General features: G+C 70.9%; 16 protein-coding genes. 2 read left to right on the plus strand and 14 right to left on the minus strand.

The features are described 5' to 3' along the window. Positions 1–7 precede the first annotated feature (7 nt). The 6 genes from ACFWV3_RS09415 to ACFWV3_RS09440 all read right to left on the minus strand — a co-directional run bounded on the left by ACFWV3_RS09415 (position 8) and on the right by ACFWV3_RS09440 (position 6,973). Positions 8–373 (minus strand): NADH-quinone oxidoreductase subunit A, encoded by a 366-nt coding sequence (locus ACFWV3_RS09415; protein ID WP_030473219.1) that lies wholly within the window; start codon positions 371–373, stop codon positions 8–10. Positions 374–638: 265 nt separating this feature from the next. After that, a complete protein-coding gene (locus ACFWV3_RS09420; RefSeq protein WP_382410055.1) occupies positions 639–1,904 on the minus strand; it encodes a geranylgeranyl reductase family protein in 1,266 nt (421 codons plus the stop codon). Positions 1,905–1,942: 38 nt separating this feature from the next. Then, on the minus strand, positions 1,943–4,018 hold the full coding sequence (locus ACFWV3_RS09425) for an ATP-binding protein (protein ID WP_382410057.1): 2,076 nt from the start codon (positions 4,016–4,018) through the stop codon (positions 1,943–1,945). 33 nt (positions 4,019–4,051) lie between these two features. Then, on the minus strand, positions 4,052–4,759 hold the full coding sequence (locus tag ACFWV3_RS09430; protein ID WP_382410060.1) for a demethylmenaquinone methyltransferase: 708 nt from the start codon (positions 4,757–4,759) through the stop codon (positions 4,052–4,054). Positions 4,760–4,805: 46 nt separating this feature from the next. Next, positions 4,806–5,903, minus strand: coding sequence for a glycosyltransferase (locus tag ACFWV3_RS09435; protein WP_382410062.1), 1,098 nt, complete (start codon positions 5,901–5,903; stop codon positions 4,806–4,808). Further along, positions 5,900–6,973 carry a glycosyltransferase family 4 protein gene (locus ACFWV3_RS09440; protein WP_382410064.1) on the minus strand — a complete coding sequence of 358 codons (1,074 nt, stop codon included), beginning with the start codon at positions 6,971–6,973 and terminating at the stop codon, positions 5,900–5,902. Before ACFWV3_RS09440 ends, ACFWV3_RS09435 begins: the two co-directional genes overlap by 4 nt. Before the next feature lie 145 nt (positions 6,974–7,118). Here ACFWV3_RS09440 and ACFWV3_RS09445 point away from each other — a divergent pair, with 145 nt between their 5' ends. Then, entirely contained in the window at positions 7,119–7,952 is an 834-nt protein-coding gene (locus ACFWV3_RS09445) for an inositol monophosphatase family protein (protein ID WP_382410066.1), read from the plus strand. Here the strand turns inward: ACFWV3_RS09445 and ACFWV3_RS09450 are convergent. The 7 genes from ACFWV3_RS09450 to ACFWV3_RS09480 form a co-directional block, all read right to left on the minus strand. Continuing rightward, positions 7,937–8,557, minus strand: coding sequence for a hypothetical protein (locus tag ACFWV3_RS09450; RefSeq protein ID WP_382410068.1), 621 nt, complete (start codon positions 8,555–8,557; stop codon positions 7,937–7,939). The two genes, ACFWV3_RS09445 and ACFWV3_RS09450, sit on opposite strands and share 16 nt — an antisense overlap. Positions 8,558–8,723: 166 nt before the next feature. After that, positions 8,724–9,764: a 1,2-phenylacetyl-CoA epoxidase subunit PaaE gene (gene paaE, locus ACFWV3_RS09455; RefSeq protein WP_382410070.1), complete on the minus strand. Its 1,041-nt coding sequence runs from the start codon at positions 9,762–9,764 to the stop codon at positions 8,724–8,726. Then, positions 9,765–10,256 carry a 1,2-phenylacetyl-CoA epoxidase subunit PaaD gene (paaD, locus tag ACFWV3_RS09460; protein WP_382410072.1) on the minus strand — a complete coding sequence of 164 codons (492 nt, stop codon included), beginning with the start codon at positions 10,254–10,256 and terminating at the stop codon, positions 9,765–9,767. Next, entirely contained in the window at positions 10,253–11,137 is an 885-nt protein-coding gene (gene paaC / locus ACFWV3_RS09465) for a 1,2-phenylacetyl-CoA epoxidase subunit PaaC (RefSeq protein WP_382410074.1), read from the minus strand. The genes paaD and paaC overlap by 4 nt, the downstream gene beginning before the upstream one ends. Continuing rightward, positions 11,134–11,418 carry a 1,2-phenylacetyl-CoA epoxidase subunit PaaB gene (paaB, locus tag ACFWV3_RS09470; protein WP_089915556.1) on the minus strand — a complete coding sequence of 95 codons (285 nt, stop codon included), beginning with the start codon at positions 11,416–11,418 and terminating at the stop codon, positions 11,134–11,136. The genes paaC and paaB overlap by 4 nt, the downstream gene beginning before the upstream one ends. Beyond that, positions 11,415–12,368, minus strand: coding sequence for a 1,2-phenylacetyl-CoA epoxidase subunit PaaA (gene paaA / locus ACFWV3_RS09475; RefSeq protein ID WP_382410077.1), 954 nt, complete (start codon positions 12,366–12,368; stop codon positions 11,415–11,417). The genes paaB and paaA overlap by 4 nt, the downstream gene beginning before the upstream one ends. A gap of 10 nt (positions 12,369–12,378) precedes the next feature. Next, positions 12,379–12,762 (minus strand): DUF3592 domain-containing protein, encoded by a 384-nt coding sequence (locus ACFWV3_RS09480; protein WP_382410079.1) that lies wholly within the window; start codon positions 12,760–12,762, stop codon positions 12,379–12,381. A 126-nt stretch (positions 12,763–12,888) separates the two neighbouring features. On the opposite strand from ACFWV3_RS09480, the gene ACFWV3_RS09485 reads away from it, so the two are divergent. After that, positions 12,889–14,121, plus strand: coding sequence for an isochorismate synthase MenF (locus ACFWV3_RS09485; RefSeq protein WP_382410081.1), 1,233 nt, complete (start codon positions 12,889–12,891; stop codon positions 14,119–14,121). On the opposite strand, the gene ACFWV3_RS09490 is transcribed toward ACFWV3_RS09485, so the two are convergent. Beyond that, the gene (locus tag ACFWV3_RS09490) at positions 14,118–14,693 is read right to left on the minus strand and encodes a hypothetical protein (RefSeq protein ID WP_382410083.1); all 576 of its coding nucleotides are present in this window, start codon (positions 14,691–14,693) and stop codon (positions 14,118–14,120) included. The genes ACFWV3_RS09485 and ACFWV3_RS09490 overlap by 4 nt on opposite strands. Positions 14,694–14,701 lie beyond the last annotated feature (8 nt).

A 14,701-nucleotide genomic window follows, 5' to 3' on the forward strand; every position in this document is an offset into this window, starting at 1 on the left:
GACTTCCTCAGTTCCAGTCGAGGCCGCCGCGGCGCCACACGTAGACGTACGCGAAGCCCAGCGTTGCGACGAACAGCACGATCTCCACCAGCCCGAACAGGCCGAGCTTGTCGGCAGCCACGGCGAACGGGTAGAGGAACACCATTTCGATGTCGAACAAGATGAAGAGCATCGCCGTCAGGTAGTAGGCGACGGGCATGCGCCCACCACCCACGACCGGCTGCGGGCTCGGCTCGATGCCGCACTCGTAGGCGTCGAGCTTCGCCTTGTTGTAGCGGCGGGGTCCGATGTAGGGCGCTGCGGTCACCGAGAACAGTGCGAACGCCCCGGCTAGCGCGAACATCAATACGAGGGGGAGGTAAGGGTCAAGCACGCTCCGTCGTCCTTTCCTCGCGGTCGACCGCACCCTAAGGGTGTTGTTCAGCGACTCGTTTGTTAGGCGGACCTAACAAACGCTTGTGAAACAGTTCACAAGCTTGTGCACACTGTTGTGAAGTGATTCACAAGGTCGATCGCCAGTGTAGAACGCCTGTAAATGACCTAGGTCACAGGGTCTGACCTGGGGCTTTAACATGCCGGACACAAACGAAACGGCACCGGCTCGTATTGAGCCGGTGCCGTCACCTAATCGGAGTAATTTACGCCGTCGGAGCGAGCTTCGTAGCGGCCACGATCAGGCGGTCCATAGAGTCGCCGTCCTTGGGGTCGTAGAGGCCCGCGAGCAGCTTGAGCACGAGTTTCATCAGGCGTTTCCGCGGCATTCCGTACTTCGTTGCGGTCCGCATGATCGCCGGGTTCCCGATGAGCTTCGAGAAGACGTTGCCGAGCCGGTAGTAACTGCCGAGCGCCTGTTCGATCCGGACCGGGTAGCCGTGCAGCGCCCGTTCACGGTTGACGCCGGTGCGCGCGAGGGCCTGGACGATCGACTCGGACGCGATCCTGGCCGACTCCATGGCGTAGCCGATGCCCTCGCCGTTGAACGGGTTGACCATGCCGCCGGCGTCGCCGACGAGCACCAGGCCCGCGCGGTAGTGCGGCTTGCGGTTGAGGCCCATGGGCAGCGCCGCGCCGCCGATGCGGCTGGTCGCGTTCTCCTCGCGGAAGCCCCACTCCTCCGGCGTGGCGTCGAGCCAGGAGCGCAGGAGCTGGCGGTAGTCCGTGGTCCCGTAGGCCTTCGACGTGCTGAGGATGCCCAGGCCGACGTTCACGCTGCCGTCGCCCATGCCGAAGATCCAGCCGTAACCGGGCAGCAGCTGCCCGTCCGGCGCCCACAGCTCGAGGTGCGACTCGAGGTAGTCGTCCTTGGTGCGCGGGCTGTTGTAGTACCGGCGGACCGCGACGCCCATGGGCTTGGCGTCGTCCTTCTGCAGGCCGACGGACAACGCGAGGCGGGCGGAGACACCGTCGCAGCCGACGACGATCGGCGCCCGGTAGGTGACCGGGTTCTTCTCCGGCCCCTGCTTGGCCTCGACGCCGACGACCCGGCCGTTCTCGATGATGGCCTTGGTGACCGTGGTGGCCTCGTGCATGCGCGCGCCGGCCGCCTTCGCGGCGTTCGCGAGCATCTCGTCGAAGTCCATCCGCGGGCGGACCACGCCGTAGTTCGGGAACGTGGCCAGGTCCGGCCAGTCGAGCTCCATCGTGACGCCGCCGCCGACCACGCGGAGGCCCTTGTTGTGCAGCCAGCCGTTGGACTCGCGGGTGTCGATGCCGAGGTCGATGAGTTGCTTGACGCCTCGGGGGGTGAGGCCGTCGCCGCAGACCTTCTCCCTGGGGAAGGTGCTCTTCTCGAGGAGGAGCACGTCGAGGCCCGCCCTGGCCAGGTAGGTCGCCGCGGTCGAGCCCGCCGGTCCCGCCCCCACCACGATGACGTCGGCGTCCTCGTTGATCCCGCGCCTGCTCATCCAGACTCCCTAACGTGTGCCGTGACTCCTCCGCGACTCTAACCGGCGCTCGCTGAGACCAGGGCCGCCAGGCGCTCGCGCAGGCCGGGTGCCCGGTGGTCGCCGCGGTCCTCGAAGATCGCCAGGGCCTCGCGCCAGACGGCGGCCGCCCGGTCCCGGTCGCCGACCTGGCGCAGGGACTCCCCGAACAGCTCCAGCAGGAGGGCGTGGCTGCGCGGGTTGTCGTGCCGGTCTTCGTGCTCCAGCGCGCGTTCGCACAGCTCGACGGCCTCGGCGTGGTCGCCGGCCACCTGCTTGGCGCGGGCCATGGCGTGCCACGCGTAGCTGCGGAACCTGTCCTCGCCGAGCTGGTGCAGACTCCGCTCCGCGTGCAGCAGGGCCTGCTCCGGGTCGCCGAGCCCCGCGTGCACCCCGCTGAGGCAGAACTCGACGAAGCTGCGCGTGCGGGTGCCCGCCTGGCAGAACTCCAGAGCGCGTTCCAGGTCGGACCTCGCCTCGGCGTGGCGCCCCAGCTCCAGGCGGACCCAACCCAGGTGCCCGAGCACCTCGGCGACCAGCTCCGGATCGCCGAGCTCCTCGGCGGTCGTGAGGTTGGCCAGGTAGACCTCGACGGCCCGCTGCCAGTCGTTGACGACGCTCAGCAGCTGCCCGAGGTGCTGCGCCATCAGGAACTCCGCGCGCCGGTCGCCGAGGTCCGCCGCCGCGCGCACGCCGATCCCGCACACCTCCAGCGCCTCGTCGAACCGGCCGACGAGGCCCAGCTGGCCGCAGGTGATGTCGGCGAGGAGCAACGTGATCGCCGGCCGGTCGTGCCGCGCCGCGGTCCTGACCAGCGCGGCGGCGTTGCCGAACTCGGCGTCCGCCCAGGCCCACACGGCGTCGTCGCCGGCGAAGTCCAGCTCCAGGCTCGTGCTGGTGGTCACCCGCGCACCGGCGTGCAGGTGGGCGCGGTCGGGGAAGAGCACCAGGAACGCCTTCTTGGCGTGGTGGGCGACCCATTCGAGCAGGCGGTCGACGACCTCGTCGCGGTCCTCGTCCTGCTCGGCGAGATCGGCGGCGTACGCGCGCAGCAGGTCGTGGCAGGTGTAGCGGTCCTTGCCGTGCGGCTCGACGAGGTGCTGCGCGGCCAGCGCCGCCAGCAGCCTGCGCGCGACGTGCGGCTCGACGTCGCACAGCACGGCGCACACGTGCACGCTGAAGGTCTCCACCGGCAGCAGGCCGATCCTGCGGAACATCAGCGCCTGGTCCGGAGTCAGCCGGCGGTAGGACCAGTCGAACACGGTCCGCACCGCGTGCTGTTCGTCGTCGGGGACGCTCAGCGCCTCCCACCGTTGTGCGCGCAGCTCCTCCACGAGGTCGGTGACCGTGACGTGCGGGTCGACGGCGATGCGGCCCGCCGCGATCCGCAGCGCCAGTGGCAGCCGCGCGCAGGCGCTGACCAGCTCCGCGACGGCGGCGGGGTCGGCCGGCCGCGGCCCCAGCACCGTCGCGACCAGGTCCGCTGCCTCGTCGCCGGTGAGCAGCGGCAACGGGATCCGCCGCGCCCCTTCGCCGATCTCGAGGCCCTGCAGGTCGGACCTGCTGGTCACCACCACGCAGCCGGAACCGCCGGGCAGGAGCGGGCGCAGCTGGCTGACGGCGTTGGCGTTGTCGAGCACGACCAGGACGCGCCGGTCGGCCAGCAGCGACCGGTAGAGGGCGGCGCGGGCGTCCTGGTGCGGCGGGACCCGTTCGGGCGCGACGCCGAGGGCGGTGAGGAAGTCGGCCAGCACCTCGCCGGGGGTGGCGGGCTGACCGGGGCCGTAGCCGCGCAGGTTGGCGTACAGGGTGCCGCCGGGGAAGTGCCGCTGGGCCTCCCGCGCCCACCTGACGACCAGCGACGTCTTGCCCACGCCCGCGGTGCCGACCACGGCGGCGAGCGCGGTGGTGCCGTCGTCGGTCGGCAGCCGGTCGAGGGTGGCCAGGTGCTCGGCGCGGCCGACGAAGCCGGGTGACGCGAACGGCAGCTGTCTCGGCACCGGCGGGGTGTCCGGCGCCGAGCCCACCGACAGGTGCCCGACGTACCCGGCCTGCACGGCGGTGCCGCGGTTCTCACCGAGGTCGTTCGTGTTCACACGACCCAGTGTGACCTGGGCGGTGTGCCCGCGTCAGGCCCCTTCGCGCTTCGGCTTCGGCTTGGTCGCCCTGTGCAGCGCCACCATGCCTCCGGTCAGGTTGAACCACGCCACGTCCTCCCAGCCGGCCTTCGAGATCAGCTCGGCCAGGGAGCGCTGGTCCGGCCACGACGCCATCGACTCGGCCAGGTAGGAGTAGGCCGCCGGGTTCGAGGAGACGAAGCGCGCGATGAACGGCAGCAGCTTCAGCAGGTAGCGCATGTAGACGAAGCGGAACGGCTTCCAGACCGGGGTGGAGACCTCGCAGATCACCATCCGGCCGCCGGGCTTCACCACGCGGGCCATCTCGCGCAGGGCGACGACCGTGTCGTTGAAGTTGCGGATGCCGAAGGACACCGTGACGGCGTCGAAGGAGTCGTCCCTGAACGGCAGGCGCAGGGCGTCCGCGGCCACCTTCGGGACGCGGCGGTGGGCTCCCGAGGCGAGCATGCCCACGGAGAAGTCGGCGGCCACGCACCAGGCGCCCGACTCGGCGTACTCGACGGTCGAGACGGCGGTGCCGGCGGCCAGGTCGAGGACCTTCTCGCCGGGGCGCGCGTCGAGCACCCGCCTGCTCCACTCCCGCCAGCGGCGGTCGAAGCCCAGCGTCATGACCGAGTTCGTGCGGTCGTAGCCCTTGGCCACGCCGTCGAACATCTCGGCGACCTCGCGGGGGTTCTTGTCCAAGCCGGCTCGCGACATGCCTAGAGACTAAGTCAGGGTCGCCGAGATCATCTTCAGGGCACCTTCAGGGCACTTTCAGGGCCGTGAGCATGCCGTCGACCGCCGCGTGCCACGGGTACTCCTCCGCGCGCGCCCTCGCCGCCTCCCGCGAGCCCGACGCCAGCAGGTGCCGCGCGGCCGTCGCGAACGCCGTCGCGTGGTCGTCCACCGCCGCGCCGCACGAGGGCTGGACGATCTCCTTCAGGGCGCTGCTGCGGCTGACGACGACGGGCGTGCCGCTCGCCAGTGCCTCCAGGGCGGCCAGGCCGAACGTCTCGTGCGGGCCCGGTGCCAGCGACAGGTCAGCCGAGGCGAGCAGCGAGGCGACGTCCGCGCGTGACTTCACGAAGCCGAGGAACGTCACCGGCAGGCCCGCCGCGCGCTTCTCCAGCGCCGACCGGCGCGGTCCGTCGCCCGCGATCACCAGCCGTGCGGAGTGGCCCTGCTCGTGCAGCTCGGCCAGGGTGTCGACGGAGCGTTCGACGTGCTTCTCCGGCGACAACCGTCCACAGTGGATCAGCAGGTTCTCGCTGCCCCGCAACAGGTCTCGGCGCAGGCCGGCGGAGTGGCGGTGCGGGGTGAACGTCGTCAGGTCGACGCCGAGCGGCACCTGCGTGACGTTGCGCGCGCCGATGCGGTCGAACTCCTCGCGGGCGAACGCCGTCGTGCAGACGACCGTGTCGTAGGAGGCGGCCATCCGGCGGTTCGCCCAGTCGGCGCCGCGTTCGGCTGGGCCTTCCGGCAGCACGAACCGCAGCAGGCGGTCGAGGCGTTCGTGGGAGATCACGACGTTCGGGATGCCGCGGTCGCTCGCCCACGTGCCCATGCCGCGCAGCGTCAGCCGGTCGGAGACCTCCAGCCTGCCCGGCTTCAGGTCCTCCATCAGGGCTTTCACCCGCCACGGGTCCACCACGCGGTAGCCGCCGGTGTACGGGATCTTGACCGCGGGCAGGGTGATGCGCCGGACGCCGCCGGGCAGCACCTCGTCGGCCCGGCGGTCGCCGGGGACCACGAGCACCACCTCGTGGCCCGACTGCGCGTAGCCGGTGCCGAGGTGGTGCAACGCCGTGCGGAGGCCACCCGACTTCGGTCCGTAGAAGTTGGCCAGCTGGACGATCCTCAAGCCGCCGCCTGGTGAGTCAGTCCGATGACGGCGGCGTAGTGGCCCATCAGCTCGTCGCAGACCGCGGGCCAGGTGCGGGAGAGCACCGACCTGCGGGCGGCGAGCCCGAACCGCTTGCGCTGCAACGGATCGCGCAACAGGTCGACGTACTGCGCGATGTCGTCCTCGAACAGGTAGCCGGTCCGCCCGTGCGCGACCAGGTCGCGCGGGCCGCCGGCGTTCGGCGCGAGCACCGGCAGCCCGGTCGCGAGCGCCTCTTGGACGGCCTGGCAGAACGTCTCGTGCGGCCCGGTGTGGATGAAGACGTCGAGCGACGAGTAGGCGTCCGCCAGCGCCTGGCCGGTGCGGAAGCCGAGGAACTCCGCGTTCGGCAGGTCGCGCTCCAGCTGCTCGCGGTCAGGGCCGTCGCCGACGATCCGCAGCTTCACGCCGGGCAGGTCGTGCAGCTCCTTCAGCCGGTGGACCTGCTTCTCGGGCGCGAGGCGGCCGACGTAGCCGATGGTGAGCTCGTCGTTCTGCTTGGCACGCGGGCGGAAGAGGTCGATGTCGACGCCGCGGCCCCACCGGTGCACGCGCGGCACACCGTGCAGTTCCAGCGCCTCGACCGCGGAGGTCGACGGCGCCAGCGTGCGGTCGGCGAGCGTGTGCAGGCGCTTGGTCCAGCGCCAGGCCGCCCGTTTCGTCAGCCCGAGCCCGTAGTTGCCGGCGAACCCGGCGACGTCGGTCTGGTAGACCGCGACCGTCGGCACGTCGATCTTGCGCGCGGCTCTGAGACCGTAGGCGCCCAGCACGAACGGCGACGCGAGGTGCACGACGTCGGGCCGGAAGTCCGCGAGCGCGTGGAGCACTCTCGGGCTCGGCACGCCGATCGGCAGGCTGGTCACCATGGGCACGTCGACGGCGGACACCCGGACGACGGGCGTGCCGTGGTGTTCTTCAGCGCCGGCACCGGGCGCGACCACCAGAGCCTGGTGGCCGCCTCGCCGCAGGTGCTCCAGCACGCGGAGAACGGAGTTGCTGACCCCGTTCACCTGAGGCAGGAAGCTCTCGGTCACGATCGCTACGCGCACGAACGACACCTTGTAGTGCCCGCGTGAAGTCCGAATGACACGCAATTTGACGTGGTCAGAACACCTCACGTCGTGGCCAGGTGATCGTCGGTTCGTCATCTCCGCTTCGGCTGCCGGACACACAACGCGGTGAAACTAGGCCAGCATGACCGTCTTGTCGTCCCGTCCCGCGCACCCGGCCGACCCCGGGCTGGTCTCGATAGCGCTGGAAGTGGCCGGTCGCCTCGCGAACGACGCCTCGGACGTCATCATGGCCACCGCCGGCCGCGGCGTGCGTCCCGACTCCGACGAGTCGCCGTTCGACTGGGTCACCGACACCGACCGCACCCTGGAACGCCACACCCGCCGCGTGCTCACCGCCGAGTTCCCGTCGATCCCCGTGTTCTGCGAGAACTCCGACGTCCCCGCCGCCGCCGACACCGAGTTCCGCTGGGTGGTCGATCCCGTCGACGGCACGGCGAACTACACCGCGGGCATGCCGTGGTGCGCCTACAGCCTCGCCCTGGTCGACCGCTGGGGTCCGGTCGTGGGCGTCGTGGCCGACCCGTACCGCTCACAGATCTACGCCGCCGCTCGTGGCCGTGGAATGCGCGCGAACGGCACGCCCGTGCGACTGACCGAACGCCAAGGCGACTCTCTGGTCGTGTGCACCGAGATGACCCGCACGGGCCCATGGCCAGGCATGGGCGAGTTCATCTCCACAGCAGCAATCGCAGGCACGGGCGTGCGCGTCCTCGGCTCCAAATGCCTCGCCGTTGCCCAAGTGGCGCTGGGACACGTGGCCGCCGCCGTACTGCACGGCTACCACGAGTGGGACGTGGCCGGTGCCGTCTCTCTGGCCGTGGAGTCGGGTGCGGTCGTGCTCGACAGACGCGGCGAGGGGGCCCAACTACCCGTGGACGGCCTTCTGGTCGCCGCCCCCGACGCCGCCGACGAGGTGCTGGGCTGGTGGCAGTCCGCGCTTCAGGTGGACAGCTGAGGCAGCTGCTTCTCGAGCACCTCGAGGTGCGTGCGCGCCTCGTCGAGCTCGGGGTGGTCGAACATCTGCAACGCGACCCGCCCGACCTCGTTCTCGAACTGGTGGAAGTCGTGCGTCGCCTTGAGCAGCCGCTGGTAGACGGGGTGCTGCCGGTCGACGGCCCCGAGCGCCCTGCCCAGCTGCGCGATGCCGCGCACGTCGTCGAGCTCCTTGGCGAGCTGCTCGCTGATCCGCTGCAGCCACTCCTTGGCGGGCGAGTTGGGCACAGTCTGCACGGCGGCAGCCACCCTGCGCGTGGACTCCGCGCACCGTTCGACCAGGTCGGACCACATGTCGTACGGCCGCTGCGGGTGCGGCGGCGCGTAGACCGGCCGTGGTGCGGGCGGACGCTGGGTCGAGCGGCGGACGAAGCCGACCGCGGTGCCGATCACGGCTCCGGGCACGCCGCCGACGACGAGCGCGAGGAACAGGACCGCGATGATCGTGGCGAGGACCGGGGACGGTTTGTCGCTCGGGATGGTGAGCTCGAGGATGGTCATGAGGGTGCCCATCAGCAGGGTGCCGGCTGCGGCACCCCAGAGCATCGAGCGGATCACGACCCCCATGGCCTTGATCGTGCCACGTCGGAGGCGGTTTCGTCCGTCCATTCGGAATCGCGAACCGGTCACAGTGCCGCTATCGTTCTGCTGCCGGTTCCCATCGGAGCCGGAAGTGGACCCGGTTCACCGTCCGGACGGTCGGTTGCCGGGTTTCGCGTTTTCCGGCGCCGGGTCAGGCGTCGAAGTCGACCGTCACGCACTCGCTGGTCGGCAACGCCTGGCAGGTGAGCACGAACCCCGCCGCCACCTCCGACTCGTCCAGCGCGTAGTTCCGGCGCATCTCCACGCTGCCCTCGGTCACCAGCGCCCGGCACGTCCCGCACACGCCGCCCTTGCACGCGAACGGCAGGTCGGCGCGTACCCGCTGGGCCGCGTCCAGGATCGGTTCGTCGGCCGGCAGCGGCAGGGTGGTCGACTTGCCGTCCAGCACGACCGTCACGGAAGCGGCGGCGTCCACCACGGCTTCGACACGGCGGGGCGGGGGTGGCGGGGCGTCGACGTAGAAGAGTTCGTGGTGCACGCGGTCCGCCAAAACGCCGCGGTCGCGCAGGACGGCGCTGGCGTCCTGGACCATGTCGTACGGGCCGCAGAGCCACCACTCGTCGATGGCGTCGAACGGGACGACGGAGCCGAAGAGCGCGGTGAGCTTGGCGGCGGTCAGGCGGCCGGTGAACAGTTCCACGTCGCGCGGTTCGCGGGACAGGACGTGGATCAGCTGGAACGTCGCCGGGTAGCGGTCCTTCAGGTCGGCCAGCTCGTCGGCGAACATCACCGTGTTCGTGCTGCGGTTGCCGTAGAGCAGGGTCACGCGGGCGCCCGAGGCCAGGACGGTCGCGGCGATCGACAGGGCCGGGGTGATGCCGGAGCCGGCGACGACCAGGCCGTGGTGGGTGCCGGACCCGGAAGGCGTGAACTTGCCCAGTGGCGGCAGGACCTCCACCACGTCGCCCACCGACAGCCGGTCGACCAGCCACGTCGAGAACTGGCCGCCGTCGACCCGGCGCACGCCGATGCGCGGGGCGGCGCCGGTGGGAGCGCAGATCGAGTACGAGCGGCGTTCGTCGCCCTGGCGCAGGGTCAGGTACTGGCCGGCGGTGAAGGCGAACTCGTCCGCCAGGTCCGCCGGCACGTCGAACGTGACGGCCACGGCGTCGTCGCAGAGGCGGTCGACGTTCGCGACCGTCAGCTTGTGGAAGGCGGCTCGGCGCGACACTCAGATCTCCTTGACGTGCTCGAACGGTTCGGAGCAGGCGTTGCAGCGGCGCAGGGCCTTGCACGCCGTCGAGCCGAACCGGGAAATCTCGGTCGTGTTCGGCGAGCCGCACTGCGGGCAGGCGACCTGACGTGACGGCGGCACCAGGTTCAGCGGGACCGGGCCGGCGACCGTCGGGCCGATGCGGGACGGCGGTGCGATGCCCGCCGCCGCCAGCTTCGAACGGCCCTCGGAGCTGATCCAGTCCGTGGTCCAGGCCGGGGAGAGCGACAGGCGCACCTCGACGTCGGAGAAACCCGCGCCGAGCAACGAGCGGCGCAGGTCGGCGCCCATCTCGTCGATCGCGGGGCAGCCCGAGTAGGTCGGGGTGATGGTGACGACGACGCGACCGTCCTCTTCGGACACCTCACGCAGCACGCCGAGGTCCGCCAGCGTGAGGACCGGGAGCTCCGGGTCCCGCACGGCCGACGCGATCTCCAGTGCCGTCGTCACCAGACCGCTCCGGGCAACGAGCGGTGCAGGTGCTGCATCTCGGCGAGCAGGTAGCCCATGGCCTCGGTGTGCACGCCGTCGCGACCGGCCATGCCCGCGACGCGAGCGGCCTTCGTGTCCGCCGGACGCGTGAGGCCGGCAGCGGACAGCACCGCCTCCAACACACCGTCCACTTCGGACCGCAACGACGAGGGATCGACCGCCACGCCGGTCAACGTGGCTTCGACGGAATGGGTCGAGAACAACTCGTCCACGAACGGCCACACCCGCTCCAGCCCCGCCTGCATGCGGCGGTGCGACTCGTCGGTGCCGTCGCCGAGGCGCACGGTCCACTGCGCGGCGTGGTCGCGGTGGTACGCCAGCTCCTTCAGGCCCTTCTCGGCGATCGCGGCGAGCACCGGGTCCGCCGAGCCCCGCAAGCGCGAGAACAGGGCCAGGCGCCACGACGAGAACACCAGCAGGCGCGCGATGGTCGTGCCGAAGTCGCCGCCGGGGCCGGGTCCGCAGTCGATCTCGGCCAGGTGCACGTTGCGGAACTCGCGCTCGTCGCGCAGGTACGCCAACGAGTCCTCGTCGCGCCCCAGCACCTCGCCGGCGCGCGTGAGCAGCATGCGCGCCTGACCGAGCAGGTCGAGGGCGATGTTGGCGAGCGCGATGTCCTCTTCCAGCTCCGGAGCGCGCGAGCACCACTCCGAGAGCCGCTGCGAGAAGATCAACGCGTCGTCGCCGAGCATCAGGCAGTACGCGGCGAGCGCCTCGCGGTCCACTCCCGCCGGGAACTCGCGGTTCACGCCGGACAGGGCCTCGGAGAAGCCGGTCCCGAACGCCCAGTGCGCGTCCTCGTGTCCCAGCAAGGACTCGTAAGCGTTGTCGAAGCTCATAGGTGCGGCACGTCCTCGGGAATCGCGTAGAACGTCGGGTGCCGGTAGACCTTGTCGCCCGACGGCGCGAAGAACGGGTCCTTCTCGTCCGGCGAGGAAGCCGTGATCTCGGTCGCCGGCACCACCCAGATCGACACGCCCTCGTTGCGGCGCGTGTAGACGTCACGGGCGTTGCGCAGCGCCATCTCGGCGTCCGGCGCGTGCAAGGAGCCGACGTGCACGTGGTTCAGCCCGCGCTTGCCCCGCACGAACACTTCCCACAGCGGCCAAGACGTGCTCACGCGGCACCTTCCTTCGCAGTGACATGAGCGGGGGCGTGCTTGGCAGCGTGCGCCACGGCGGCCTCACGAACCCATGAACCGTCCTCGTGCGCCTTGCGGCGGTGGGCGATGCGCTGCTCGTTGCAGACACCACCACCCTTCACGACCTGCCAGAACTCGTCCCAGTCCGGCGAACCGAAGTCGTACTGCCCGCGCTCGGAGTTGAACTTGAGCTCGGGGTCGGGGAACGTCACGCCGAGCGCCTCGGCCTGCGGCACGCTCATGTTCACGAACTTCTGCCGCAGCTCGTCGTTGGTGTCGCGCTTGATCCGCCACGCCATCGACTGCTCGGTGTTCGTGGACTCCGCGTCCGGCGGCCCGAACATCATCAGCGCCGGCCACCACCAGCGGTTGACCGAGTCCTGCACCATGTCACGCTGCTGCTGGGTGCCGCGCATCATCGTCATGAGCAGCTCGTAGCCCTGACGCTGGTGGAACGACTCCTCCTTGCAGATGCGGATCATCGCGCGCGCATACGGCCCGTAGGACGTGCGGCACAGCGGCACCTGGTTGCAGATCGCGGCGCCGTCGACCAGCCAGCCGATGACGCCGACGTCGGCGAAGGTGAGCGTCGGGTAGTTGAAGATCGAGGAGTACTTCTGGCGGCCCTCGATGAGCTTGGTCGTCAGGTCCTCGCGGTCGGCGCCGAGCGTCTCGGTCGCCGAGTACAGGTACAGCCCGTGGCCGGCCTCGTCCTGCACCTTCGCCAGCAGGATCGCCTTGCGGCGCAGCGAGGGCGCGCGGCTGATCCAGTTGCCCTCCGGCTGCATGCCGATGATCTCGGAGTGCGCGTGCTGGGCGATCTGCCTGATCAGTGTCCTGCGGTAGCCGTCGGGCATCCAGTCGCGCGGCTCGATGCGCGCCTCCGCCTGCACGGTGCGCTCGAAGCGAAGCTCCAGGTCATCCGCCATGACCTCGATGTTACACCTGGGTGCCGAATCTGCGTAGAACTGTCACAACGGCGGCGATGACGATCCAGACGGACGCGAGGAAGGTTCCGACGGGAAGCAAGCTCAGCGTCGCCGTCCGGCCGGCGACGCGCACGAGTTCGGGGTTCGTCTGGTCGTACTCGACCCGGACGTTGTCCCCCTCCGAGAGCCCGGACGGGTAGAGCACGCCCTGCGAGGGGATGATCACGCGCCCGTCGGGTGTGGCGTAGCGCACAACCGTCCGGTTGAAAGCGACGGAGTCGACCTGCGCCACGGCGTTGCCGAGGTTCTTCTCGATGGCCACGTCGTCACGCCAGCAGGCGATGGGGAGCAGCACGCACACCAGCGTGACCACGCCTCCGACCACCAGCAACACCCGGCAGACCGCACGGCGGACGCGAACGCCGGGCGACCGTTTGACAACTGCGTCCTCCACCACAACTGAGAAGTCTAGAGCCGGGCGGGTGCCGCACTTTCAGGTTGAGGTCCATACAGTCGGAGCGTGACCTCTGCACCCGCATCGCGAGCACGGCAGCGAATCCGCGTCCGGTCGAGGCGGGACACCGCCGGTGACCTGCTCGGGCTGCTGCCGACCCCCGAGCACGCGCTCGCCTGGGTGCGCGACGGGTCCGGCCTGGTCGGCTGGGGCGAGGCCGCACGACTGGAGGTCAGCGGCCCCGACCGCTTCGCGCAGGCCGACAGGTGGTGGCAGGAGTTCGTCTCGCACCTCGACGTCGACGACGAGCCGGGCGTGCCGGGCAGCGGCCCCGTGGCGTTCGTGTCGATGGCCTTCGCCGACTCGCCGAGCCACTCGGTGCTGATCGTGCCCGAGGTGGTGGTCGGCCGCCGCAACGGCGAGCAGTGGGTCACCACGATCGGCGCCTCCGACCCCTCGCCGTTCGTCGAGCCGCTGTCACGGCCCTCGACGGTCCGGTACGCGAACGGCCAGCTGCCGGTCACGCAGTACCGCGAGGCCGTGCGCTCGGCCGTCGCGCGGATGCGCTCCGGTGAGCTGGACAAGGTCGTCCTCGCCCACGACCTGGTGGCCGTGACGGACAAGCCGCTGGACCAGCGGTTCGTGCTGCAGGGCCTGGCCAGGCGCTACCCGGAGTGCTGGGCGTACGCGGTCGACGGGCTGGTCGGGGCGACGCCGGAGCTGCTGCTGCGCCGGACCGGCTCGGTCGTGGACTCGCGGGTGCTGGCGGGCACGACCTGGCCGCACGACGGCGTCTCCGACGAGGAGCTCGCCGCAGCGCTGATGTCGTCCGAGAAGAACCTCGAGGAGCACGACTACGCGATCCGCTCGCTCGCGGACACCCTGCGGCCCTTCTGCACGACGATGTCCGTCGAGGGTCCGTCCGTGCTGCGGCTGCCGAACGTGTCGCACCTGTCCAGCGACGTGATCGGCACACTGGAGTCCTCGGTGTCGTTGCTGCACCTCGGCTCGGCCGTGCACCCGACCGCCGCGGTCGGCGGGACGCCCCGGCTGGACGCGACCCGGTTGATCGCCCAGCTGGAGGGGATGGACCGCGGGCGGTACGCGGGGCCGGTCGGGTGGATCGACGGGAACGGGGACGGGGAGCTCGGGATCGCGCTGCGGTGCGCGCAGATCTCCGGGTCCACCGCTCGGTTGTTCGCCGGGTGCGGGCTGGTGGCGGACTCGGATCCGGACATCGAGGTGCAGGAGGCGCACGCGAAGATGCGGCCTATGCGCGAGGCGCTCGAAGGGCTCTAAGCCGGCGGACCCTGCCAGCGCCAGCCGACCTGCCGCTCACGGCCGGGCAAGCTCGCGCGGCCGGTCGCCCAGAGCAGGCCGGTCCACGGATCCACGTCGAGGTCGTGCGGGAACATCCGTGCCAGGACACGAGCGCAGACGTCGCGAGGCGGGTCGAGCGCCAGGCCGAGGCCGCGGGCGATGTCCTCGCCGTGCACCAGGACCTCGACGCACCCCATGCCGGCGAAGTGGTCCCGGCCGGCCACCCCGGTCGGGTGGTAGGCGCGGGCGGACGACGGCGTCGTGCGCACCACCGAGGCCAGGATCCTGCCGCCGGCCACCGCGAACTCCAGCACCTCGGCCGGGCTCGCCTCCTCGTCCGCCGCGGCCATGAAGCGCACGTAGCGGTCGGCGGGGCGGGCGACGAGCTGGGCCGCGTAGGACAGCAGGCAGTCGCCCAGGTGTTCGGCGGTGCTCCAGCAGTTCCACTCCCCCGTGCCGGGCGGGACCGTCCAGTCCCGGCCGGTCGCGGGGGCGAGGGTCTCGGCGAGGCAGGAGACCGCCGCGTCGAGGTCGTCAGCGGTGACCGTCACCGCCGCAG

It is taken from the genome of Lentzea sp. NPDC059081, assembly GCF_042738015.1.
Classification (GTDB): Bacteria; Actinomycetota; Actinomycetes; order Mycobacteriales; family Pseudonocardiaceae; genus Lentzea.

What these genes read in the sequence shown, in the direction of transcription:
- ACFWV3_RS09420 (WP_382410055.1), bottom strand. Translation starts at nt 1,904, where the DNA reads ATGAGCAGGCGCGGGATCAACGAGGACGCCGACGTCATCGTGGTGGGG.
- ACFWV3_RS09430 (WP_382410060.1), bottom strand. Translation starts at nt 4,759, where the DNA reads ATGTCGCGAGCCGGCTTGGACAAGAACCCCCGCGAGGTCGCCGAGATG.
- ACFWV3_RS09445 (WP_382410066.1), top strand. Translation starts at nt 7,119, where the DNA reads ATGACCGTCTTGTCGTCCCGTCCCGCGCACCCGGCCGACCCCGGGCTG.
- ACFWV3_RS09450 (WP_382410068.1), bottom strand. Translation starts at nt 8,557, where the DNA reads ATGGGGGTCGTGATCCGCTCGATGCTCTGGGGTGCCGCAGCCGGCACC.
- paaC (WP_382410074.1), bottom strand. Translation starts at nt 11,137, where the DNA reads ATGAGCTTCGACAACGCTTACGAGTCCTTGCTGGGACACGAGGACGCG.
- paaA (WP_382410077.1), bottom strand. Translation starts at nt 12,368, where the DNA reads ATGGCGGATGACCTGGAGCTTCGCTTCGAGCGCACCGTGCAGGCGGAG.